Source organism: Neobacillus cucumis, assembly GCF_023715505.1.
On the sequence record NZ_JAMBOH010000007.1, the window covers coordinates 229,017 to 253,758 of the forward strand.

Annotated in this window: 20 protein-coding genes and 1 pseudogene; 5 read left to right on the top strand and 16 right to left on the bottom strand. The window is 39.3% G+C overall.

Annotation, left to right across the window (positions count from 1 at the left end; translation table 11 throughout):
* Nucleotides 1-263: 263 nt before the first annotated feature.
* The 3 genes from M3226_RS13065 (at nucleotide 264) to ahpF (ending at nucleotide 3,903) form a co-directional block, all read left to right on the top strand.
* Nucleotides 264-1,163: a hypothetical protein gene (locus M3226_RS13065; protein WP_251565994.1), complete on the top strand. Its 900-nt coding sequence runs from the start codon at nucleotides 264-266 to the stop codon at nucleotides 1,161-1,163.
* Nucleotides 1,164-1,574: 411 nt separating this feature from the next.
* On the top strand, nucleotides 1,575-2,138 hold the full coding sequence (gene ahpC / locus M3226_RS13070; protein WP_251565996.1) for an alkyl hydroperoxide reductase subunit C: 564 nt from the start codon (nucleotides 1,575-1,577) through the stop codon (nucleotides 2,136-2,138).
* Nucleotides 2,139-2,373: 235 nt separating this feature from the next.
* Nucleotides 2,374-3,903 (top strand): alkyl hydroperoxide reductase subunit F, encoded by a 1,530-nt coding sequence (gene ahpF / locus M3226_RS13075; RefSeq protein ID WP_251565998.1) that lies wholly within the window; start codon nucleotides 2,374-2,376, stop codon nucleotides 3,901-3,903.
* A gap of 409 nt (nucleotides 3,904-4,312) precedes the next feature.
* Here the strand turns inward: ahpF and M3226_RS13080 are convergent, their stop codons facing one another.
* The 12 genes and pseudogenes from M3226_RS13080 to M3226_RS13135 form a co-directional block, all read right to left on the bottom strand.
* Nucleotides 4,313-4,726 (bottom strand): VOC family protein, encoded by a 414-nt coding sequence (locus M3226_RS13080; RefSeq protein ID WP_251566000.1) that lies wholly within the window; start codon nucleotides 4,724-4,726, stop codon nucleotides 4,313-4,315.
* 152 nt (nucleotides 4,727-4,878) lie between these two features.
* Nucleotides 4,879-6,306 (bottom strand): TIGR00366 family protein, encoded by a 1,428-nt coding sequence (locus M3226_RS13085; protein WP_251566002.1) that lies wholly within the window; start codon nucleotides 6,304-6,306, stop codon nucleotides 4,879-4,881.
* Nucleotides 6,293-6,532 carry a hypothetical protein gene (locus tag M3226_RS13090; RefSeq protein WP_251566004.1) on the bottom strand — a complete coding sequence of 80 codons (240 nt, stop codon included), beginning with the start codon at nucleotides 6,530-6,532 and terminating at the stop codon, nucleotides 6,293-6,295. Before M3226_RS13090 ends, M3226_RS13085 begins: the two co-directional genes overlap by 14 nt.
* A gap of 104 nt (nucleotides 6,533-6,636) precedes the next feature.
* A pseudogene (locus M3226_RS13095) lies at nucleotides 6,637-6,867 on the bottom strand (GntP family permease); the annotation flags it as partial.
* Between the two features lie 38 nt (nucleotides 6,868-6,905).
* Entirely contained in the window at nucleotides 6,906-7,697 is a 792-nt protein-coding gene (locus tag M3226_RS13100; RefSeq protein WP_251566006.1) for an acetoacetate decarboxylase, read from the bottom strand.
* Between the two features lie 23 nt (nucleotides 7,698-7,720).
* Nucleotides 7,721-7,840, bottom strand: a complete 120-nt coding sequence (locus tag M3226_RS32725; protein WP_374110591.1) for an aldehyde dehydrogenase family protein — start codon at nucleotides 7,838-7,840, stop codon at nucleotides 7,721-7,723.
* Nucleotides 7,841-7,997: 157 nt separating this feature from the next.
* Nucleotides 7,998-9,182 (bottom strand): CaiB/BaiF CoA transferase family protein, encoded by a 1,185-nt coding sequence (locus M3226_RS13110; protein WP_251566008.1) that lies wholly within the window; start codon nucleotides 9,180-9,182, stop codon nucleotides 7,998-8,000.
* A gap of 19 nt (nucleotides 9,183-9,201) precedes the next feature.
* A complete protein-coding gene (locus M3226_RS13115) occupies nucleotides 9,202-10,635 on the bottom strand; it encodes an NAD-dependent succinate-semialdehyde dehydrogenase (RefSeq protein WP_251566010.1) in 1,434 nt (477 codons plus the stop codon).
* Nucleotides 10,635-11,843, bottom strand: a complete 1,209-nt coding sequence (locus M3226_RS13120; RefSeq protein WP_251566012.1) for an iron-containing alcohol dehydrogenase family protein — start codon at nucleotides 11,841-11,843, stop codon at nucleotides 10,635-10,637. Before M3226_RS13120 ends, M3226_RS13115 begins: the two co-directional genes overlap by 1 nt.
* Before the next feature lie 260 nt (nucleotides 11,844-12,103).
* On the bottom strand, nucleotides 12,104-13,732 hold the full coding sequence (locus M3226_RS13125) for a flavin-containing monooxygenase (protein ID WP_251566014.1): 1,629 nt from the start codon (nucleotides 13,730-13,732) through the stop codon (nucleotides 12,104-12,106).
* 79 nt (nucleotides 13,733-13,811) lie between these two features.
* On the bottom strand, nucleotides 13,812-14,747 hold the full coding sequence (locus tag M3226_RS13130; RefSeq protein ID WP_251566016.1) for an alpha/beta hydrolase: 936 nt from the start codon (nucleotides 14,745-14,747) through the stop codon (nucleotides 13,812-13,814).
* Nucleotides 14,748-15,153: 406 nt separating this feature from the next.
* Nucleotides 15,154-17,130: a sigma-54-dependent Fis family transcriptional regulator gene (locus M3226_RS13135; RefSeq protein WP_251566018.1), complete on the bottom strand. Its 1,977-nt coding sequence runs from the start codon at nucleotides 17,128-17,130 to the stop codon at nucleotides 15,154-15,156.
* A gap of 209 nt (nucleotides 17,131-17,339) precedes the next feature.
* On the opposite strand from M3226_RS13135, the gene M3226_RS13140 reads away from it, so the two are divergent.
* Nucleotides 17,340-18,236, top strand: a complete 897-nt coding sequence (locus M3226_RS13140) for a LysR family transcriptional regulator (RefSeq protein WP_251566021.1) — start codon at nucleotides 17,340-17,342, stop codon at nucleotides 18,234-18,236.
* 193 nt (nucleotides 18,237-18,429) lie between these two features.
* Here the strand turns inward: M3226_RS13140 and M3226_RS13145 are convergent, their stop codons facing one another.
* On the bottom strand, nucleotides 18,430-19,647 hold the full coding sequence (locus M3226_RS13145) for an MFS transporter (RefSeq protein WP_251566023.1): 1,218 nt from the start codon (nucleotides 19,645-19,647) through the stop codon (nucleotides 18,430-18,432).
* 120 nt (nucleotides 19,648-19,767) lie between these two features.
* Nucleotides 19,768-20,193: a carboxymuconolactone decarboxylase family protein gene (locus tag M3226_RS13150; protein ID WP_251566025.1), complete on the bottom strand. Its 426-nt coding sequence runs from the start codon at nucleotides 20,191-20,193 to the stop codon at nucleotides 19,768-19,770.
* A gap of 372 nt (nucleotides 20,194-20,565) precedes the next feature.
* Here M3226_RS13150 and M3226_RS13155 point away from each other — a divergent pair, with 372 nt between their 5' ends.
* Nucleotides 20,566-21,402, top strand: coding sequence for an NAD(P)-dependent oxidoreductase (locus M3226_RS13155; RefSeq protein ID WP_251566035.1), 837 nt, complete (start codon nucleotides 20,566-20,568; stop codon nucleotides 21,400-21,402).
* A gap of 178 nt (nucleotides 21,403-21,580) precedes the next feature.
* Here M3226_RS13155 and M3226_RS13160 read toward each other — a convergent pair whose 3' ends face one another.
* Nucleotides 21,581-22,357, bottom strand: a complete 777-nt coding sequence (locus tag M3226_RS13160) for an enoyl-CoA hydratase/isomerase family protein (protein WP_251566037.1) — start codon at nucleotides 22,355-22,357, stop codon at nucleotides 21,581-21,583.
* Between the two features lie 115 nt (nucleotides 22,358-22,472).
* Complete coding sequence (locus M3226_RS13165; RefSeq protein ID WP_251566039.1) at nucleotides 22,473-24,545, bottom strand: (Fe-S)-binding protein; 2,073 nt, start codon at nucleotides 24,543-24,545, stop codon at nucleotides 22,473-22,475.
* Nucleotides 24,546-24,742: the final 197 nt, after the last annotated feature.

Genomic DNA, 24,742 nt, shown 5'->3' on the forward strand with positions numbered 1-24,742 from the left:
TCAGGACGTCAATCCGTTCCCCAAGTATAGCATGGATTATCTTTATTTAAATAAATCTATATATTGCAAATCCTATCGATAAGAAACTACACGATTGATATAAAACTCTCACCATTAAAATTTCATATTTCACAATTATTTCATAAATTATACATTTTTCTCTTCCTTGAGGCTGTATACTTACGAGTAGTTAAAGCATATTCCCTCTCTCAACCTCATTTGTTATTTCCAACACCCTCAAAAAAATGAAAGCAGGTTGATTTATGAAAAAAAGAAGTCAGACCAAACCTCGTCCTACAGAAACCCAGCCTGAGATTCGAATGCGGGTACATCATTTCGAAAGTTCCAATGAGCGTCAGGAATTTTTGAAGAATTTGGCGATTAGTTCTGAATTTGAGATGAGATACCGTGGTTTACTAGATTACTATGGAAAAGAGTTTATCGACTATAAAAAGCAAAAACCCACAGACAAAAAACGTAATGAATTTCTTCGTATTATTTCAAAGTTTATGACAGAATGTTTAGAAGACAATTGTCCATCCTCTTGGCAACAATGTCAGCCCTCTTTTTGGGAAGAACTCATCTTTACCTTTTATCCTCATTGCATGCATATCTCAACAGAAGAAAAAGAAGTAGAAACCTTTTTGTCACAGTTAAAATACTTTGTAAAGTGGCTTGATAAACGAGTTGGCACCTCCTGGTATCCGAGAGTTGAAGAATATACCTTTATTGCCAGTTCAGAACTTAAAGCTTGTGAACACCTGCTTAATGGCCTCTTTTTGAACGACTTTCCACGCATATACCAATCTGATTGGGATCCCGAGCAAGACATTGAAAAGATAAATCACAAATTTGAACAATGCACGGATCGACTTAATAGTATATTTGAAGTTACGAGTATCATTGAGGACACGGTTTTATTGAGTGAATTTGAAACCAACCATTCTTATTATATAAGGGGCCTTCCTTATAAATTAATTGAAATAGGAATGATCATGAGCGGCATTATTGGTAAAAAAAGCGCAGATCTAACTTGGAATTGGTTTCAAACGGATGGAATCTATCCGAAAGAGGGAAAACCTACATTACAATCAAGAGGTAAGGTAAGGCCATATCATTGTTTTGCTTTCGAAAAAATGGCTTATTCCATATCCCCCATTTAAAATTATTTTCTTCATTAAATGGTGAAATATTCCTTACTGATATAGGTTTATTCATTCTTAGGGGCTATTTAATGCGATTTTGTGGAATAAGAATCAATGTGGAATACGAGGATAATTAAATGAGAATCTTATTAATGATAGTTCAAAGTAACAGACAAAAACCTAAATGAGAATTATAATGAATAATAGAGAATATCACTGATAAAGTAACTTTCATCACATTGAGATTTACTTGATGATTCTAATATAATCAACTTCACAAATGTTCCTGTATTGCTATAACTAACAAAGTAAAGAAGTTGAGGCATTCTACTTGACAATACAATAAGTTGTATATGATAATACTTATTGAATTAGAATTATTATAGTTTACCAAAAACTATCAAATCATATCTAGGAGGAATTTTGATTATGTCATTAATCGGAAAAGAAGTACAAGCATTCACAGCACAAGCTTACAATAACGGTGACTTCATCACTGTATCAGAACAAAACTTCAAAGGTAAATGGAGTGTTGTTTGCTTCTACCCAGCAGATTTCACATTCGTATGCCCTACTGAACTAGAAGATCTTCAAAACCAATACGCTACATTGAAAGATCTTGGTGTAGAAGTTTACTCTGTGTCAACAGATACTCACTTCACTCACAAAGCATGGCATGATCACTCACCAGCAATCAGCAAAATAGAATATATTATGGTTGGTGACCCTAATCAAAAGATTTCCCGCATCTTTGATGTATTAGATGAAGAAGAAGGTCTTGCACAACGTGGTACTTTCATCATCGATCCAGACGGTAAAGTTCAAGCTATGGAAATCAATGCAGATGGCATCGGCCGTGACGCAAGCACGATTGTGAACAAGATTAAAGCTGCACAATACGTTCGTAACAATCCAGGTGAAGTTTGCCCAGCTAAATGGCAAGAAGGTGGAGAAACACTTAAACCAAGCCTTGACCTTGTAGGTAAAATCTAAGCAGTACGTTTAACATTCTAAGGGAATTGGAAGCTTCCAATTCCCTTTTTCAGTACATATGAAAACGACTATTTTGAATCTTACAGCATCACTCTTCTTTTTAAGCCGAAAGTTATAGGTATTTTTCACTTGACTGATAATGGATTTTATATGATAATAATTATTGAATTAGAATTATTATTATTAACAGAATTATCAACTGACTCGCAGAAAGAATTTAAGGAGTGAGAGATCAATGATATTAGATAAAGAGATAAAAGAACAGTTAGCCCAATATCTTCAATTGATGGAGGGGGATGTGCTGCTTAAAGTCAGCGCAGGTTCCGATGACGTTTCTCGTGATACACTAGCTTTAGTAGACGAATTAGCCAACATGTCTTCCCACATTAAAGTAGAGAAGACTGAATTAGAAAGAACTCCAAGCTTTAGTGTGAACCGCATTGGCGAAGACACTGGGATCACTTTCGCAGGTGTTCCTCTTGGACACGAATTCACTTCATTGGTTTTAGCTCTGTTGCAGGTGAGCGGAAGAGCTCCTAAGGTGGATCAAAAGCTGATTGATCAAATCAAAAACATCAAAGGCCAGTATCATTTCGAGTCTTACATCAGCTTAACCTGCCACAACTGTCCAGATGTGGTACAAGCTTTAAACGTAATGAGCACTCTTAACCCTAACATCACACATACAATGATTGATGGTGGTGCGTTTAAGGATGAGGTTGAAAGCAAAGGCATCATGGCTGTACCAACTGTATTCCTAAATGGTGAATCCTTCGGCAGCGGCCGGATGACGCTTGAAGAAATCCTCGCCAAGATGGGCAGTGGTTCCGATGCATCAGAGCTATCTGATAAGGAACCATTTGATGTACTTGTTATTGGGGGCGGCCCTGCTGGTGCAAGTGCAGCCATCTATGCGGCGCGAAAAGGAATTCGTACTGGAATTGTGGCCGAACGTTTTGGCGGCCAAATCATGGACACCCTGGGCATCGAGAATTTTATCGGGACGAAATATACAGAAGGTCCTAAACTTGCTGCAAGTCTTGAAGAACATGTAAAAGAGTACAATGTCGATGTCATGAATTTACAGCGTGCGAAACGTTTAGAGAAAAAGGACCTTATTGCTGTCGAACTCGAAAACGGGGCGATTTTAAAAAGTAAAACGGTCATCCTTTCAACTGGTGCCCGCTGGCGTAATGTTGGTGTCCCTGGCGAAGCAGAGTTCAAGAATAAAGGTGTAGCCTACTGCCCTCATTGTGATGGTCCATTATTTGCTGGAAAAGACGTTGCTGTTATTGGCGGCGGTAATTCCGGTATTGAAGCAGCGATTGACCTTGCAGGTATAGTAAAGCACGTAACTGTTCTTGAGTTTGCGCCAGAATTGAAAGCCGATTCTGTCCTTCAAGACCGTCTGAACAGCCTTCCTAACGTGACAGTTATTAAGAATGCTCAAACAAAAGAAATTACCGGAACTGACAAAGTAAACGGCATTTCTTATATTGACCGTGGGACAGGTGCTGAGCATCACATAGAATTACAAGGAATATTTGTTCAAATCGGTCTTGTACCAAATACAGATTGGTTAGAGGGAACACTTGAACGTACTCGCATGGGTGAGATTGTTGTAGATAATCATGCTGCAACAAGCATCCCTGGAGTGTTTGCTGCAGGAGACTGTACGAATAGTCCGTATAAGCAAATCATTATTTCGATGGGCTCTGGTGCTACCGCAGCATTAGGTGCGTTTGATTATCTGATTCGAAATTAATTCTACAAATATTATTAGTTACCATAAAAAGGGAATTGGATTCGTCCAATTCCCTTTTTTAAATCATATGTGCCCTAGAGTTCCGTTACCAGTATTATATTAAAACTTTGACCTAATTGCGGGCAGGAGTTCAATGATGATGCCACCTGACGTCACAATTGCTGGGATAATGAGAAAGGCGAAAATCATGTAAGTGTACTTCAATCTGCGAGTTGATTGGTTTACCCAATTTGAAATCAAATCGACTAACAGGGCGAGAAGTAAACCTCCGACTAAAAACAGAATGGAAAATAAGGTTTTTCCCCCGAAACCATCATCCTGACAAAACGCTCTTTTTTTGTAATAGCTAATTTCTTGGTGTCTACAAGGAATTTAAATATAGTCAATAATAGGACTCTACTAATAATTATTAATTTAATACTTTTGCCGGTTGTACAAATTCCACAGTTACACCTGCAAACCCCTCCGGTTTAGCAAAGGCAACTATGGAGTTATGGGCACCCGGTCGGGGACTCCGATCTTTCATGTCTATTGATAAGTCCTCCATATTTTGAAGAGTTTTGCGAATGTCCTCTACCTCCACAGCGATGTGATGTAATCCCCCTCCTGTTTTTTGTAGAAATTCCACAAGTTCACCTTCATCTCCTAAAGGCTGTATCAACTCTATCTGAGTATCTCCGATAGGAAGGAAGACAAGATGTACATTGAAAGATTCAACAAATTCAACCTTAGTTTCTTTTAACCCTAGTCCTTCCCGATAAGGAATAAGGGCTGTTTCAATATCCTTTACAATGATGGCGATATGATTAATCTTCTTGACCATGAATATTCAACTCCTACCTTTTGTATTATTCTAACACTTGATATAATCTGAATTTTCAAACTTTTATAGAGACTAGGATTCCAGTAACAATAAGTGTAATGACACAATATCCTATAATACCCTTTACTTTGAGACCAACAATAGCTACTTATTTATCCTAAATTGGTAAATAAGCAACTCCTATAATCCAAAAAAATCCCAATAACAATTAATATCGGTAGGCAATATCCAAGAAAATCTTTTACCGTCAGTTTCAATCCAGCACCCATAATTGGCATAAATAATAGAGCCCAGAATGGTTGAATGAGAGAAGTCCATGTTTCACCATAATTAATAGCCATTATTGTACGCGGAATACCCACTCCTAATTCCTGCGCTGCAGGTATAAATGCTGGTCCGGTTGCAGTAAATAACGATCCAGCTGAAGGAATAAATAAGTGAATAAACCCTTCCATTAAAAATGTTAATATTGGAAAAGTAGCTTCAGTTGAAATAGTTAATACAGTTTTTGAAAATACTTCTGCTAAACCTGTCCCTACTAAAATAGATGCAATTCCTCCATAAAGTGGAAATTGAATAGCGATTGAAGTACTAGCAGCCATATGTTTTGAGAAACTTTTTGCATAGTGATTTACATTCCTACTTACCATAAATCCAATAAACATGATTAAAAATGCGATTGAATTTAAGTTTAAACCATTTAATCCATTTATAGCTAAATGGTAGAACATATACGCTACACCTAAAAGACCAATTACCCATAGGATTGGACGCCAGTTATTAATACGGTCGGCAAAAGTTTCATTTGCAACATTCCCCTCTATTGCAACAGCTATTTCTTCTCTTGTGTTTTCTGCTTCAATTAATAGTGATTTATAGGAAACAATTTCCTTTTTATTTTTTCCAATGAAATAGAAGATGGTCGTAATAGTAAATACAGTTGAAATCATTAAGATTAAATTCATTGGAGAGAAAATGGTTGCTTCAAGAGGGATAACCCCTCCAAGCATATCTGTCAGTGGTCCTTCCGTAGCCACAAACAGTGGGATTGTAGCTGAGATTCCTCCCGCCCAAACAACCCAGGAAGAATAGGTAATGGCTGTTAACAATCGATAATCTACCTTATCATTTGTTTTGCCGATTGCACGTGCATAGGTCCCGGCAACAACAGGCCCAATGTACCATCCTAGTAAAGAGGCAAAACCACTAATTAAAGCTGTTGATACATACGCTGTAGTTGGTTTTTTCACCCTTTTAGCTACGTTTGTTATTTGTTTCCCTATCCAAGGAGTTTCAACTATAACGAGAGCTGCAGCATAAGTAAGAATTAACTGGAAGGCAAAAGTAAACATCCAAGGAAATCCATCAAACCATAAATTCACTACCTTAATGGGTTCAATATCTGTTAATATAACTGCTAAAAACATAGAGATAACAGTAATAGCAAGAACAAAAATCATGGAATCAGGGAAATATTTACTATAAGCTTCTGCTACTTTTTCTGAAAGACTAAGATTTGCTTTACTTTGTTTTGTAATACCTCTCCGTTGATTATCATTTTCAGGATTATAAATACCCATTTTCAACACCTCTATCATTAATTCGAGCAATTGTCAGATTTCCGATATCTAGTAATTTTTTATGCGAGTCAATAAATTGCCCCATCCATTTCCAATAGTTTCTTGAGAGTTCTAAAATATCATTACCTTGTTCCTTCATACCAGATCCTGTACAGAATGCTTTATCCCCTGGACATGTTAAAACAACTCCAACTTCATCATTCCAAGGAGCAATACAAACACGCATATTGTTTGTTACAATGCTTTGAATTTAAGCAGTTATATACCTCAAGTCGATTATAGAATCGTAGCGATTCCATTCTTTTTTTTAGGTGTCCAATTCATTGGTGTTTATAGCCTATAGGTAAAGCTATATACCGCGATCACAAAGAAACATGCTAAGGCTTTATCACGGTAATGGCAAAATATAAGATAGGCTTTTTTATGGGTTAATCCTGTTACGGCAAGAAGGGTAATAATCCCTCCGTTATGGGGCAAAGTATCCATTTCTTCTGAAGCAGAACCCTTAATTCTTGATAAAGCATTCGTTGTAATTGCTCCGTTTACCAAGGGATTGGTAAACGGAGCAATTACCTCACGAGTACCGTTTCTCCTTAGCATTATTTTTGCAGACTGACCTCAACTTCCTCCGTTTTTGAAGGTGAGTATGTTTCCTCATCATCAAGATAATTGTAGACACGAGTCGCTGTTGAAACCGTAAGGTCGGTTAAGATATGGGATGCATGTAACACCTCAAGTACAGGAAGATCAGCCATAGGAGCTAAGGCGTGTTCAAATAGTTGTAAGCGAGCCGGGCCTGTCCATGCTTCTTTGATGGTTATATCAGTAATTTGTGTTCGAAGGAGTTCACATATTCTTAGCTTTCCATCAAAATCTGGCATGATTTTAAGCATAAATGTCGGTGCCGTAATTTCTTCTCTAGCTTTATCAAAATCAAGAGGTTGATGCTTGTAGCCCATAGTTGCATTGGCTATGCGCAAGCTTCCATAATCAACCGTTCCAACAAGTGTGTCTGAATCAATAAATAAGCGGGGAGCTCCGAGCTTTTTCGGATAGGCACTCGCTTCCCGACCGACAGCAATGGCAGGGTGATTATCTACATACATACAATGTGAATACTCTCCCTTTATACCGTTATATGTAACGGGTATCACCTGGCCTGATTCTGTATAACGACCTAGTCCAGTCGCATCTGGCATATACATGATTTCAAACTTTACAAAGGGTTCTTCTACTTCTAATGGTTCGGGAACGATCCTTTTTAAGGCATCGAGATCGGTGCGATAGGTAATATTTAAGTACTCACGGTTATTAAATTTAAATGGTCCTTTCGGAAAGGCAGGCCCGCCTAGTGGGGTAGTTATTTGTTTTAGAACATCTTTTTTCAACATAATACTTTTCATCCTTTCGTTTTTTACTGATTTTCACTACGCCCATACTCAGGATGATTTGCCTTTTCTATGACTTCTTCTTCTGAAGCGAACCGTATCAGTGGTGCTACGGGGCCGAAAGTTTCTTTGAAACATATTTTCATATTCTATGTTACGTCAATCAGTTGAGTAGGGGCGTAATAACTGCCTTTTGCATGGTCACCGTTTGTTAATGGATGGCCGCCGTACAGGATTTTAGCTCCCTTTCCTATTAGGTCTAGTGTCTAAATAAGAAACCACCAATATGTCTTAAATTCAAAATTATATTACATTCCCACTTTTTAGGTTTTCAATTTGTGCTCTGGAGTAACCAAGTTCCTCTAAGATTTCGTCTGTGTGTTCTCCAAGCAAAGGTGGGTGGCGTCGAACATTAGACGGAGTATCCGATAACTTAACTGGAAATCCCGGCACTTTCAAATTCTTTACATTAGGATGTTCAATATCAATCATCATTTCCCTTGCACGAACCTGAGGGTGATTGAGAACTTGATCAATCGTGTGTATTGGACCACATGGGACCCCGGCATTATCCATCCTTTCAAAAATATCTTTGCTCTCCATCGTAATCAGTCTCTCAGAGATAATATTTATAAGTTCTTGACGATGGGCTACTCGCTTTGTATTTGTTTCAAAACGAGCATCTTCCAATAAGTCAATCCACTCGAAAGCCTGGCAGCACTTTGTCCATAATCGATCATTGGCTACAGCCAAAATGATATCCATGTCTTTTGCTCTAAACGATTGGTAGGGAACAATCGAAGGATGTGCTGATCCCATTCTTCCGGCAGGCTTACCCGTTGCAAGATATCCAGTTGCCAGATGATTTAACAATACAACTTGTCCATCAAGCAAACTTACATCAACAAATTGTCCTTTTCCTGTTCTTTGTGCAGAGAATAAAGCACTTAAAATTCCATAAGCAGCAAACATCCCCGTTGTTAAATCTACAATGGACATACCTGCTTTTGCCGGCCCTGAATTGGCATCACCTGTGATACTCATTAAACCTCCAAACCCTTGTAAAAGAAGGTCGTAGCCGGCTCTATTCCTTTCGGGACCTGTTCTGCCAAATCCTGATATCGAACAATACACCAAACGGGGATTTATTTTTTTCATAGTTTCATAACCATAACCCAGCTTGTCCAGTGTTCCTGTTCGAAAATTTTCTACTAAAACATCAGCGTCTTTCGCTAATTTATAAATAATTTCTTTTCCCTCTTCACTTTTTAGATCGACCGTAATACTTCGCTTATTTCGGTTTGAACTAAGATAATAGCAACTTTCATCATTCCACGTAGGAGGAGTGAAGCGCCTTGACTCATCTCCTTGCCCAGGCTGCTCAACTTTTATCACATCAGCTCCCATATCTCCAAGCAACATGGTAGAAAACGGGCCTGCTAATGTTCTTGATAAATCGAGTATTTTAATTCCTTCTAATGCATGCATCGATGTCTACTCCCAACTTTTACTGATTTTCACTGCGTATTGCTACAGAAACTAATTTTGTTTCAAGATAGTCTTCTAAACCATATTTACCGCCTTCTCTTCCTAATCCGCTTTGTTTCACTCCTCCAAATGGTGCTTGAACAGCAAATGGGGCGGGATCGTTTACTCCTACCATTCCATATTCAAGCTTTTCTGAAACGCGATGCACTCTTGAAAGGTCATTCGTATAAAAATAAGAGGCCAGCCCATACTCTGTATTATTTGCTTTTTCGACAACCTCATCTTCATTACTAAAACGGATTAATGGTGCTACCGGACCAAATGTTTCTTCATAGGTAATCTTCATCTCTTCGTTTACCTCTGCCAATACAGTTGGGGAATAAAAATAGCCATCCTTATATTCATTTTCAGTTAATGCTTTCCCGCCGCAAAGAATAGCTGCACCTTTAGCTACAGCATCCATTACATGATCATGTGATTTATCAACACCCTCCTGATTCACCAATGGACCTAACTGGGTGCTTTCATCTAATCCATCACCAATTCTCATCGATGAAACTTTATCCGCAAAGCGGCGTGCAAATGTATCATAAATAGAATCATGTACGTAAATACGATTCGTACAAACGCATTGTTGACCAGTTGATGAAAACTTACTACTAATAGCACCTTCAATGGCAAGGTCGATATCTGCATCTTCAAATACGATAAATGGAGCGTGTCCACCAAGTTCCATCGAAACCCGTTTTACAGTGTCAGCAGATTGACGAATTAATTTTTGGCCAACTTCTGTGGAGCCTGTAAATGAAATTTTTTGAACCGTGTCACTAGCCATTAGTTCTCCAACAATGTCAGAAGAATTCCCAATGACAAGGTTCACAACACCTTCTGGAAGACCGGCCTCATCAAACACTTTAAAAAGTTCTAGAGATGATAAAGGTGCCTCACGGGATGGTCGCAATACAACCGTACAACCAACAGCTAATGCAGGCCCTAATTTCCTTGCTCCCATCGATAACGGAAAATTCCATGGCGTAATAGCCCCAACAACCCCAATTGGCTGCTTGATAACAGAAATTCTTTTATTTGGTGCAGATGCAGGGATGATATCCCCATAGACACGGCGTGCCTCTTCCGCATACCACTTAAAGAAAGCAATTGTATTCCCTACTTCATAGCGAGCATTATGGATTGATTTACCCATCTCTTTCGTAATGGTCTGGGCAAAGTGCTCCTTTTTTTCCTCCAATAGTTCAACTACTTTATGCAAATAAGCCCCTCTCTGTTCACCAGTCAATCCAGACCATAATGGGAACGCATTTTTTGCTGCTTCTATTGCATGTTTCGTTTCTTCTTTTCCTACCAAAAATACTTTATCAACAACTAGGCCGTTTGCAGGATTTTTGACTTCTAATACTTGATCCGTTTCTATCCATTTTCCATTAATATACATTATTTTGCTGATTCCCCTTCTTGAGATAATGGTAAAACCTTATTGTAGATTTTAATAACATCTTCTTTATAAACTTTTCGCGGATTATTTGGAATGGTCCCTTTATCTTCCATTGCATCATGCGCTAAACGATCGACCATTTCCTTTGTAAATTCAATTCCTAAATAACTAAAATCTTTTGGTATATTTAGTGATTGAGTAAAATCATTTAGTAAGACTACTAGTTGTTCCGCTGCTACTTTATCATTTTCAAAGGTTAAAGAAGGATCAAAGATTCTAGCAATATTTGCATATTTTTTATAGTTTGAGATTAGATTGTGTTTAATAACATAAGGTAATAGAATCGCATTTGCCAGACCATGCGGAACATGGTAAATAGCCGACATCGGATGGGAACAAGAATGAACAAGACCAAGGCCACCAAGACCAAAGGCCATACCCGCAATGGTACTTGCTAAATGCACTTGTGATCTTGCTTCAAGGTTATCAGGATGTGCATAACTTGGTGGCAAATGATCTTTGAGCATTTTAATGGCTTGCAGGGCTAAGCCTTCAGTTATTGGAGTTGAACTAACAGAAGTAAAGGCTTCTAGTGCATGAACTAAAGCATCCATTCCTGTAGTGGCAACTACATGGCGTGGAAGTGAAGTGGTTAACACTGGATCCACAAATGCAATCTTAGGAGCCAATACTGGTGAAGCAACAACATATTTCCTGCCTGCCTCATGATCAGTGACCACTGCAACAGTCGTTATTTCAGAGCCAGTACCGACTGTTGTAGGAATAGCAAACAACGTTGGGATTTCGTTCACAACTGGTTTTTCACCACGGCGATAATCAAGGATATGGCCGGGATGACTGACAATTACTCCAACGGCTTTTGAGAAGTCCATCGCACTTCCTCCGCCAACTGCGAGTATCATGTCACATGATTCGGACTTATAAACTTGAGCCCCCTTCATGACCGTTACGGCATGAGGATTTGGCTCGATTTCTGAAAATACGATTGAATCAATCCCATTTTTTTTTAAAAGAGATTGTATTTTATCTGGAATTCCAGCTTGAACAAGCCCCGGATCAGTGGCTATGAAAACCTTTGATTTATTAAATTCCTTTATTTTTACTGCTAAGATGTCCTCGACACTGTTTACTCCAAAAATCACATTTGTAGGTAAAGCAGAATTAAAAGTTTGCTGACTTAAATACATAATATTCTCCTATTCCACTCGTTTATTGTTTGATAGTTAAGTAGGGATCGGGAATCAGGGGATAAATTTTTATTTCCATGATTCTTACACCCTTTAGGCTTAATCCAGTCATAACTACCATGCAGGTTTGGGTATAATAGTTAATAAAAGAAATTCATTGGGTGATACAACAGTTCATTCAAAGCAATCAGCTGTGTAATATAGGGTTCAGTGTTTTAGAGCCGGGCCGGACTGTCCCCGGCTCCGTTAGTAGTACTAATTTATTCCACGTTAGCCATGGTGCGGTCGAAAATAAAGCCCTTATAACCCGCCTCTTCCAAGGCCTTTCTGTAGTTCCCCAAGCCTCCAAGATAGAACATGACCGTGTTCTTCTTGCCTGGGATGTTCGCTCCGAAAATCCACGATTCCCCCTTCGAAAACAGCGTTTGGTCCGAGATTATGCGGCATGTCGTGATCCACTCGTCCTCCGCCTCCTGTGTTGGTTCGATGGTGGCAATGTCGTTTTCAACCATGTACTTCACGGTGTCCGCTATCCATTCGACCTGAGTTTCGATACTTGGCGGCAGGTTTGTGAAAGGGCCGTTTGGACCGAGAATCATGAACAGATTTGGGAAATCTGTATTTGTCATGCCGAGATACCCAGTCGGTCCATCCGCCCACTTATCGCGCACCGTGACACCACCGCGTCCGCGCATGTCGATCTTGGTATAGTTGCCATCCACCGCATCAAATCCGGTGGCATATATCAACACATCCAATTCGTACTCGCCATCCGTGGTACGCACTCCTTTTGGTGTAAGTTCCACAATCGGGTTCTCCTTTACATCGACGAGTGAGACATTGTCCCGGTTGAATGTATTGTAGTATCCATTGTCACAAAGCGGACGTTTGGCATATAAACCGGTTGGCATCAACTTGCGTGCCGTTTCAGGATCCTTAACGATCTCTTGGATTTTCTTGCGGATGAAATTGGCCGCAGCCTCATTAGCTTCGGGATTGGTGGCAATATCGTTGAAGGTACCGAACATAAAGCGGAATCCGCCTCCTGTATTCCATGCCTCCTCAAATATACGCTCTTGTTCCTCTTTCGAAACCTCAACCGCTGATACCGTGCTTTCCTCAAAACCGAAGGCCACGGCTGAGGATTTCGCCTGTTTCCATATTTCTTCGTAATTTGCTTTTATTTCCGCTTTCTCAGCATCGGATTGTACCCTTAATCCAATCGGTACACTGTATTGCGGAGTCCGCTGGAAAACCGTCAGATGCTCGACCTCAGGGGCAATGGCAATAATTACCTGAACTCCGGTTGAACCAGTACCAATTACGCCTACTCGTTTACCCTTTAGGTCAACGCCTGAGCCTGGCCATCTAGCAGTGTGATATTGTTCACCCTTGAATGTCTCCCTGCCCTTAAAATTCGGCACATTCGTTGCTGAAAGAAGCCCAAGCCCGGTAACAAGAAACTTCGCAGTGACAGTTTCACCCTTATCAGTGGTGACCTCCCAATAGTTAGTCTCTTCATTAAAATAGGCTGCTGTAACCTTGGTGTTGAACTGATAGCTGCGTCGCAGATCGAAACGGTCAGCAACGGTGTTCAAATAGGCAAGGATTTCCGGCTGCGTCAGGTAATTGTGCTTCCAATCCCCCTCCTCAAGCAGTTCCTTGTCAAAAGAGAGGCGGTAGAGAAAGCTCTCGGTATCCGAAAGTGCTCCCGGATAGCGGTTCCAGTACCAAGTGCCGCCGACATCAGAGCCATTATCATAGGCGCGTACGTTTAGGCCAAGTTCATTGCGGAGTTTATGAACAGCGTAAAGGCCGCCAAACCCGGCCCCAACAACAACCGCATCGAAATCTAACCCTTTTGTCTTATGATTATTACGTTGATTCATAACGTTTTTCCCCCCATTTCTTATTTTCAATTTGGTTTTCATTTGATTCACAATCATCATGACATTGAAAGGTTATTCCTTATTTTTGCAGTGCCCGATACCAAGCTGCAATCCTGCTGACTTCCTCATCCGCTTCAGGAGCGCGTCCGGCTAGGAATGGGAAAACATGTTGCATTCCATCGACAACGGATAGTGTAGCTTGTACACCAGCCTCAGCAGCGCGTGCATGCAGGCGGCGTGCGTCGTCAAGCAGCATTTCGGCTCCACCCGCGTTGATGTAGAGCGGCGGATAGCCGTTGAAATCAGCGTGCAGCGGATTAGCTAATGGATCACGAACCTTCGTACTGTCATCCCCAATGAACATTGCAATCATCCCTTCAAGCAATGGGACAGAGATTAGCGCATCGGTAGCGGCATTACTCTCCAGCGTGCTGCCGGTTAGTTCCATATCGAGCCATGGCGAGAAAGCAATGACGAAACCTGGAAGTTCAAGACCCAATTCACGGAATTTCAACACTGATGATACGGCAAGATTTCCTCCTGCAGAGTCGCCGATGGTGCCGATATCCTTTGCCTTAATGCCGGACGCAAGCAAGGCTTTGTAAACAGCAGCAGCATCCTCCAATTGTGCCGGGAAAGGATTCTCCGGGCTGCGACGGTAATCCAAAACCACAGAGGACACGCCAAGTGCCTTGGCCATATGACCAGCCAGCTTGCGGTGGCTTGATGAGGATCCTACGGCAAACCCGCCGCCGTGAGTGTAGATTAATACTTTTGATTTGTCGCACCCGATTGGATAGGCCCAGATCACATCAACGCCGCCGACAGTGTCGGTCTTATACGTCACATCTTCAGGCTCTAATGTAGGTTTTTCCCATTCATCAAAGAGACTACGGAAGTCAGCTATCGTCATGTTCGGATTGGCCTCCATACGGTCGCTCCAATCCTGGTACAGTGCTCTCAAGTAATCTGCTTCCTTTGATACAGTTTTAGTTTTTTGCTCCATTGATTTCATAATTGGTTTCCTCCTTAATATTTCAGCTAATTTTCACATTTCTATTGAATACGGTTTCATCTTTTTAGGCTTCTTAGATGAATCACTTAATTAATATGCAATTATCGTGCCAAACTAAATTTTGAGGAATTTTCCGTTTTTTTTTGTGTGTGTTTTTTTAGTGTAGTAAATTTGAAACAGTTAATTTTAAAAAATAGAGTAAACAACCCCTATATATCCAGCTATTCTTAATTTTGCGACAAATTTTCTCATTATTGCTACACTCACGAAGCTGCTAAAAATTAAGGTTATGTTGTTGTATGCATGGTTTGGGAAGAGAAAGAGTTTCTAACAATAACAAAAAGGAGGCTTTAGGTAAAAAGCCTCCTTTTTGTTATTGAAAGATTAAAATGATTTGCTTATTCTGCTACTTTAAACTTTTGATATCATAACCCAATTTTTTTAATTTTCGATAAAGGGTGCTTCGGCTCATGTTTAATTCTTTCGCTGCATCCGTGACGTTCATCTGTGAACGTTTTAACGCTTGTTTAATCCAGTCTAATTCAGCCTGATTAACGGGATTTATTTTCAAAGTATTAATAGGTAAGGTCTGTTGGTTATGGATATGTTTTGGTAGACTTTCAGGGGTGATGATACCGTTGGCTGAAAAATTAACTGCATATTCCATCACATTTTCCAACTCACGAATATTTCCAGGCCAACAATAATTTCTTAATATGTCCATTGCTTCATCCGTTATGTGGTACGGACCGTGCTGTTTTTTAATGGTAAGCTTTTGCACAAAATTTTCAGCTAGTAATGGAACATCTTCTGAACGATGTCGTAATGCTGGTAATTCAATGTGAAAGACATTAAGCCTGTAATAAAGATCCTTACGAAATTTCCCCGCTGCTATATCTTCAGGAAGATTTTTATTGGTCGCTGCAATGACACGAACATCTATTGGGATACGAGTCTTATCCCCGATTCGGATAATTTCTTGCTCTTGAATCACCCGAAGCAGTTGTACTTGTGAATCCAGAGGCATATCCCCTAATTCATCCAGGAAAAGTGTTCCTTTATTCGCCAATTCAAACTTTCCTATGCTTCCTTTCGGATTAGCACCTGTAAAGGCACCAGCCACATATCCAAAAAGCTCACTAGGAAGCAAATCCTTGGGTATAGCAGCACAATTCAAAGCAATAAAAGGATAATCAGATCTGTTGCTTGCCTGATGGATGGCGCTGGCAACTAACTCTTTCCCCGTGCCGCTGTCTCCGGTAATCAAAACATTAGAATCACTTGAGGCCGCAACTCGAGCTAGTTGAATGGTACTTTTAAATGCTTCTGATTTGCCAACTAAGCTTTGTAAAGAGTACTTTGCATAGTGATTATGGTGGGCAGTTGAATGACTTATTCGATTCTTTTTCTCTAATATACAAATCAAACCTATGAATCTATCGTACCAAAGAATTCTTTTGAAGATTGCCTGATAGGGACCGCCCTGAATCGTTACTTCATCCTCCCATTCCTTTTTCATGGTTAATTCATTGTTTTCTACTGTACGTGACATGAATATGGATAACTCATCGACCTGAGAATCACTGTTGATCCTTACTATTTCCCCTTTTGAGTTACATAAGATAACAATCTGGTTTTTCCATTTACTAATCGCTTCAATATAAATATTTTGCATCATTTCACGTGCTTGGTAGTAATTGTGAAATAGAAGCCTTTCTATTTGATTCACGATTCCGACGGTTTTCATCATACTAAGAGTATGGTAACTATCACTAGTTGTAGAGATGTTGATTATTCCTAATAACTCACTTGTAAGCGGATCCAAAATAGGGGCTGCTGAGCATACCCATTCATGGCAGCTATGAGAAAAATGTTCGGAAGAAAAAATTTGAACAGGCTGTTTCAAAATAATTGAGGTACCAATTGCATTAGTACCGGCCCACCGCTCTGACCACAGAGCCCCATTATTTGCATTCACTGAGTTCCCTATATGACGAGCTACAGGCCGATCCCCATAATGATCTAAAATTATGCCATCACTGTCACAAATCATGAGTACATGTTTATCATTAGAAAGTTCTTGCCCCGCCTGTTTAAGTACTGGCTGCGCTAGATCAAAAACTTCATTTTTTCCTCTTATTTCTTTGAGCTCTTCATCGGAGATATTTTTTACTGACCCCTGAATCATTGGATTCAGATCCTTATATTGCTTACTCCGGCTCCAAGATTGTAAAATTACATCTCTTACTTCCGTTAATTCCGCAGGCTGCTGCCCGATTTGAAATGGATTGAAGAAGAAGTCTTTCCATTTCTCATGAAATTTTTTTCTGAGTAGAACAATATCATTTTTTGATACCGGGTCTGAAAAAGGAACAAGGGACATATTTCTCACCTCTTAATTATTCTGAATATTATTAATTTATATATTAATAGAGGAAAAATCAACTATCACAATTTACGAAAAATTACACAGTAATCTTCAGTTTTGTTCACAATTTGTTCACACTTAGTATACAGCGTCTATTTATATGAGTAAAATGAATTATAAGAATATAACATATGTATATATTTCATAGATTGGAGATTACATTCATGGACATACGTCATCTCACCTACTTTATTGAAGTAGCCAAATACAAAAGTTTTACTAAAGCTTCGAAATCCCTCCATTTGTCACAGTCTACACTAAGTAAAGTAGTCAAAAGTTTGGAAGAAGAATTAAATGTAGAACTGATTGACCGTTCCGCAAAGAACATTGAATTAACGGAAGCAGGCGAAATCGTTTTGGCGGAAGGGGAAATGATCATGGAATCGCTTAATGATTTATCTATCCACCTTTATGATTTAATGAATTTAAAAAAAGGCAAAATAAAAATCGGCATACCGCCAATAATTGGTTTTTTATTTTTCCCAAAAATCATTAAAGGGTTCAATAACCTTTACCCCGATATCAAAATAAAACTCTTTGAAGATGATTCAAGAAAGGTTAAACAGGAAGTCAGTGATGGAAAATTAGATCTTGGTGTGGTTATGCTGCCGGTGGATGAAAAGGAGTTTAATGTTGTTCCCTTTGTTCACGAAGAACTGTCGCTCTTCGTCCATCATTCCCATCCATTAGCACAGAGGGAAAAAGTAGAAATGAAAGAGTTACAAAATGAAACCTTTATTCTATTTAAGAAAGAATTTGCTATTCATGACATCATTATTCAAGAATGCGAACGAGCTGGCTTTCGTCCGGAAATTGCTTATGAAAGTTCTGAGTGGGATTTTATTAGTGGAATGATTGGCGAAAACTTAGGGATTTCGATTTTCCCAAGACCCATTGCAGGTAAAGTCGATCAAGATTTAATCAAGGCGATTCCGATTGTCAATCCAAGCTTCCCTTGGGAGTTAGGATTTATTTCCAAAAAAAAGAAGTACGTTTCACCTGCAGTTCGTGAATTTATCCAGTATATTTCAGCTGAATTACCTCCTGAATCACTAAAATGATAAAAGTATTACTAGTTTTTCAGTGGCGCAGTCTATCCGTCAGTAAAGTTTTTATTAAAATCTATTCAACAATAGATCAAAAGAAGCACTCGTTTAATAATGATTAATCAAAACGAGAGCTTCCAATGTGAAAGTAAATCACGGCTAGGGATCTATTTTTAATCAAACTTTGTTTCAAATTAACATTTTGAAATTAATTAGGCGCTATCTCTTTTAAACGAATTTCATTCTTATTTACTACTAAATGGTCCTTCCGACCATGTAAGAATAGATAAAAAACAATGAGGACAAACATAAAAATACCTAACCATACATACAAATTGCTGTAGCCAAGGGATGGTACTAAATACCCTAAGAAATAAGGGCCGAAGCCAAGACCTATATCTAAACCAATAAAGTATGTGGAAGTAGCTAATCCCACTTTTTCTGGCGTCGTTACTTTAATCGAAAGAGCTTGAAAGGCAGAAGAAATATTACCAAAACCAATACCAATGATAGCGCCTGAAAGTAATAGAAGGAATGCACTATGCGAGATACTTAAAAGAATTAAACCTGCTCCAAATAAAATGGCACATGGATATACAATATAGTTAGCACCTTTTGTATCCATAAGACGACCTGTAAATGGACGTGTGAGAAGAACTGCTATAGCGTATGCTAAGAAGAAAAAGCTTGATGCACTAAGTAAATCACGTTCTTCTGCAAAGAAATTAAGGAAAGCAATAAGGCTTGCATAGCCTAATGCAAATAATAACGTCAAAATGGAAATAGGAAGTGCTTTACCATCAATAAATTGAGAAATATGAAAGCCTTTTTCTTCTTGAACCGTATGTGCTTGGATTTTCGATATTTTTGCAAAAAGGGCACAGACTAGCGCTAAAATGGCAAAAACCATACACAACATGAAAATAACAAAATAAGTAGTGTGTTGGCTCAACAACAAACCGAAGAATGGTCCGATGGCTGTTCCAAGAGTTGAACTCATACTGAAGTAACCAATTCCTTCACCTTTACGAGAAGTTGGTAAAATTTGCGCTACGACTGTACTTGTAGCGGTAGAAGCAATCCCAACTGCGAAACCATTTACCAGGCGGCTAATGATCAATACGATAATCCCCGCTTGAATAAAATAGAATGACATTGTTATAGGGAATAGAATTAAACCAATCATTAATATTTTTTTCGTGCCGACTTTGTTAATAATTCGACCTGTAACGATTCGGCCTAATAATGTACCGACAATATAAATACCGGCTACAAGACCAGCTTGTGACACAGAGGCATGATACTCTTTTACAGCATAGGATGCCATTGTAACCATTAATAAATAAAAAATAATCATATTGATGAAGTTGATGATGGACATAATAACAAAATCTTTTGTCCATAGTTTTTCACTTGCATTCCTCACTTAATATCCTCCTGCTCTCTTAATTATATTCTGCTTCATTTTTAAAACCTTTGTGTATTTATTCACAATGTCAGATAAATAAATCCACCACCTGTGTTAGCAGGTGGCGTTTTAGCTGTTTTATTGCTGTGGCTGCATTTCTTTATCGTTCATTTTTACATTTCTTTGAGCAAAGACTTTTTTAACAATTCTTAGAGCATTCAAGACCTTAGGGAAGCCTGTATAGGGAATCAAGTGCACGATCGTTCCAACAATTTCTTTTGGAGTTAATCCAATTGTAATTCCTACGTTGATATGCAATTCCAATTGCGGCTCCGTACCTAGAGCTACAAGAGAAGCGATTGTGGCAATCGTTTTTTGTTGTGGAGTTGTGCCCTCTCTTGAATAAATATCTCCAAAGGCGAATTCAACAATATAACTTTCTAAATCAGGTGCAATATCTTTAAATGCGGCTACTATATCCATATGTGTTCCAATTTCCTTGTTATCTGTTACAGTAATCTCATTTATAATATCTAATCCTCTTTGGTAACGATCTTTTTCCATGTTATTTTCCTCCTAAAACGGTATTTGCATGTCACAAAAATCACTATAACGCAGTTTTTGTTATTCGTAAAATACATATAACTCATGTAATGTATTCCTTTTTTTCATGATTTTGTAGAAGGAATATGTTTCCTTTATGACAACAAATGGAGGGATTTTGAAACTTCGTAAACTTTTGTATTTGGATACAATAAAGGAAGTGAGGTGATCAATTTCCATGAACATTATATCCAACCTATGAAATATATACATATATTTTATTCGTATTATTCATTTTACTCATATAAATAAGCGATGTATACTAAGTGTGAACAAAATGTGAACAAAAATATAAAAATTACAAAAAACAAGGTAGGATAGGAGGAATTAATCATGAGTAAAAAAATTGGATTTGTAGGATTAGGAACAATGGGCTTCCCGATGGCCGTTAATTTAAACAAAGCTGGTTTTGAAGTAATCGGTTATGATGCCTTTAAAGGTGTTTATGAGAAAGCAAGTGCTGCTGGAATAACAATGGTAGAAACTTTAAAAGAAGTGGCGGAACAAGCTGACGAAGCGATTATCTCAATGGTTCGTGACTATGCCCAAAATGTTGACGTCATTTTTGGTGAAAACGGTCTATTATCTGCTCAACCTAAAGATAAAACTATCATTGTCATGAGTACACTTGACCCTGATACTATGAATCAATTAGGCAAAAAAGTCGAAGAGGAAAGTGATTTGAAATTAATTAGCGCTGCGGTAAGTGGTGGTGCTTCAGGTGCTCAAGCTGGAACATTATCGATTATGACATCCGGTTCAGAAGACATTGTGAAATCCTTCCAACCATACTTTGATGCGATTGGGTCCAATATATTCTACTATGGCGGGAATCCAGGCAACAGCCAAGTAGCAAAATTAGTTAATAACATGATTCTAGGTATTAACATGAATGCTCTAGCTGAAGGACTTAAATTAGGAAAACACTATAACTTACCTCAACAAGAGTTATTAAACTTGTTACATGTTAGTACAGGTGATAGCTGGGTAGTTAGAAATTGGAAGGATGTGTCTGAATGGACAGCAGACACTGCCTTGGCTGTTTTACTTAAAGACTTAAAGGCGGCTTATAACGAAGGGCTTAAACACAATGTAACTTTACCATTCAATGCCTTATCATCTACACAATTATTTGATTCTATGGGAAAAGAGAAACCAGAAGCCAAATAATTGAGAATAAAGCTACCACTTCATTGAATTAAATAAGGTTGCTGTTCCAGTACTAAACAACCATATCGACCTTAAAGAAAAGGAAACGGCAAGCAGCCCCAACCACAAGATGAAAATTGTGTTTTCGGAGCTGCTTTTTTTCTTTCCTTCCTTTATGTTTTTGTTTGCAATTATCCTCTTACATTCCTTTAAAGAGAGCCTGCCTTTTATCTAGAAATGCTTGTGTCCCCTCTTGTTTATCCTGAGACCCAAACAATACGGACTGTGCCAGTTTTTCAATCACAAGCGCCGTGTCCATATTAGCATCAAATCCATGATTAATAACGAGTTTGACCATTCTGACAGCAAACGGTCCCTTTGCTAAAATCTTTTCAGCTTTCGCTTTTACCGCCTGCCACAATTCTTCCATCGGAACGGCCCTAGAAACTAACCCAATATCCTCTGCCTGCTTGGCTGTTAACATTTCGCCAGTCAAAATCATATCTACTGCTCTTCCCTTTCCTATGATTCGGGCTAAGCGCTGCGTTCCTCCCGCTCCGGGAATGATGGATAAATTAAGTTCCGGGAGCCCGAATTTTGCATGATCAGCAGCGATACGAATATCACAGGCCATTGCCAGTTCACAGCCCCCACCCAATGCGAATCCGTTAATAGCGGCAATCGTTACTTTGTTACAATTTTCGATTCTGCGGTAAACACCGGACATCCCAGGAATGAGAGCATCTAATGGCTGCTTTTCTCTTAGCTGCCTGATATCAGCTCCAGCCGCAAATGATTTTTCCCCAGCTCCCGTAATAACGATTACGCCTACTCCTTCATCATTTTCCAGAGTTTCCAAAGCACAGCTTATTTCCGTCAAGGTTTGAGCATCCAATGCATTCCTGACTTCCGGTCGGTTGAGCTTAATAATCCCAATTTGTTCTTCTAGTTCTACTAAAATATTTTGATATTCCATTTTAAGATTCACTCCTTGATTGAAAAGGGTCTTTAGTACAATGCAACAAGATCACTTTTCCTGTTGTATTGATAGAAATAGCTGCTCATTTTATATGAGCACTCCTTGCAAACTACTATCCCGCCAATGAACGTTCAACAATCTCCGCTATATCCATTGTTCTAACTTGTTCTTCTGCTTCTTTTGCTTTCGTCCCATCGGTTAACATGGTCAAGCAGTACGGACAATTACTCCCGATCATCGTTGGACTAAGCCCGAGCGCTTGTTCGACACGTTCTACGTTAATCCGTTTCCCCTGGGTTTCCTCTATCCACATTCTGCCGCCGCCGGCTCCACAGCACATGGCGTTTTCTTTATTCCGTTCCATCTCTAAGATTTTTACGCCGGGAACAGATTTAAGTATGTTTCGTGGGATATCATAGATATTGTTATAGCGGCCAAGATAACAGGAATCATGATAGGCAATTGCTTCCTTGACCTCCTTCACCGGCTTAATCCGGCCTTCCTGGATCCACGTCCAAATCAACTCAGTATGGTGATAAACCTCCGCTTCCAAACCAAACTCGGGATATTCATGTTTAAAGGTGTTAAAAGCGTGAGGATCGATGGTTACGATTTTCTTCACACCATAGGCCTGAAAGTTAGCAATATTCTCCTGGCATAATTGCTGAAATAAGAATTCATTCCCCATTCTACGTGCTGTATCTCCAGAATTTCGCTCTTCGTTACCAAGAATGGCAAAGTTAATACCTGCCTTGTTCATAATTTTCGCAAATGACTGCACAATCTTTTGACTTCTTTTATCAAAAGATCCCATCGATCCAACCCAAAACAGATATTCAAATTCTTCTATCTCATTGACCGTTGGAACATGGATATCTTCACGCTCCTCGCGCCACTTGATACGCTCCTTCCGATTAATTCCCCATGGATTGCTTTGCCGCTCAATATTTTGAAAATAACGTGCAGCCTCATGAGGCATACTGCCTTCGGTCATCACCAAGAAACGCCTCAAATCAATGATTTTATCCACATGTTCGTTAGCCACCGGACATTGGTCCTCACAATTCCGGCATGTCGTACAAGCCCATAATTCTTCCTCGGTAATTACATCTCCGATCAAATTAGGCATTTCAACTGTTGATGCCGTTTCCTGTGCAGCGGGTCCAGCTGTTAATGAAGGGGCTAATGCAGAAGTGCCGGAAACAAAACTAGGCAGCCATAGACTACGGGAAGTAATGGAGGCTCCTGTCTCTGTTAAATGATCCCTCATCTTAACGATCAGGTGCATGGGAGATAATGTCTTCCCGGTTACTGAAGCCGGGCACATATTTGTACAGCGCCCGCATTCTGCACATGCATACAAATCGATTAGCTGCTGTTGGGTAAAATTCTCAATTTTACCGACCCCGTATTCCTCTACTGCTTCGTCTTCAAAATCGATCTTTCTCAATTTTCCAACAGGACCGACCTCCTTGAAAAAGATATTAAACATCGCGAACAATTCATGCGCTTGCTTCGACTGCGGTACAAACACCATGAAAGATAACACGGTTAACAGATGCAGCCACCAAAATACGTAGAACAGTACGGTACCTGCCGTCTCTCCAATGCCGGAGAACGCTGCCGTAATCACTCCGGAGAATGGAGCATGGGAGAAATCGGGACTTTGCCCCAGCATAATCTTTTCAAATCCCAACGTAAGCAGGATCTCTAGTGTCAGCGTAATGAGAGCAATAATAACAAACGCAGCTTTGGCATCCCGCTTCAATTGCAACCGCTTCAGCTTCTCAATATAACGGCGATAAAAAGCATATATCATCGCACACAACATGAGGAATACAGTCCACTCCTGCAAGAGACTGAAATATTTATAGGCGCCGCCGAAAGGGAATTCATAACCTCTGATAAATCCCTTTATAATGATTTCAACGAGTCCTACCTGGATGATAAAAAAACCATAAAACAATATTAAGTGCATAAGACCGCTTTTCTTGTCCTTAAACAATTTTCGCTGGCCAAACACATTCACTAACACCGCATTGATTCGTTCTTTGAGGTTGGGCTCAAAATCAACTTTTTTACCAAGCTTCACAAACAAATATCGGCTGTAAATGAGTTGGGCAAACAGATAAACCGCATATCCTGTCACGGCTAGGAAAGCAAGAAAATTCAGCAGTAATAACATCCTGTTACCTCCATTGTTCATTCTTAGTCAGTTTCGATTACGTTCCAGATTAAATAATAATAGAAAAAAAGATTAGAACTTTTATATTGGCGGGAAATTATTCTATTACCCATATCATATTGTAAGGAGATACTAGGTTTGAGGATAAGTCCCCACTTATTCTTTAAGAGGGGACTTAAATAACCGTCATTTTTCAA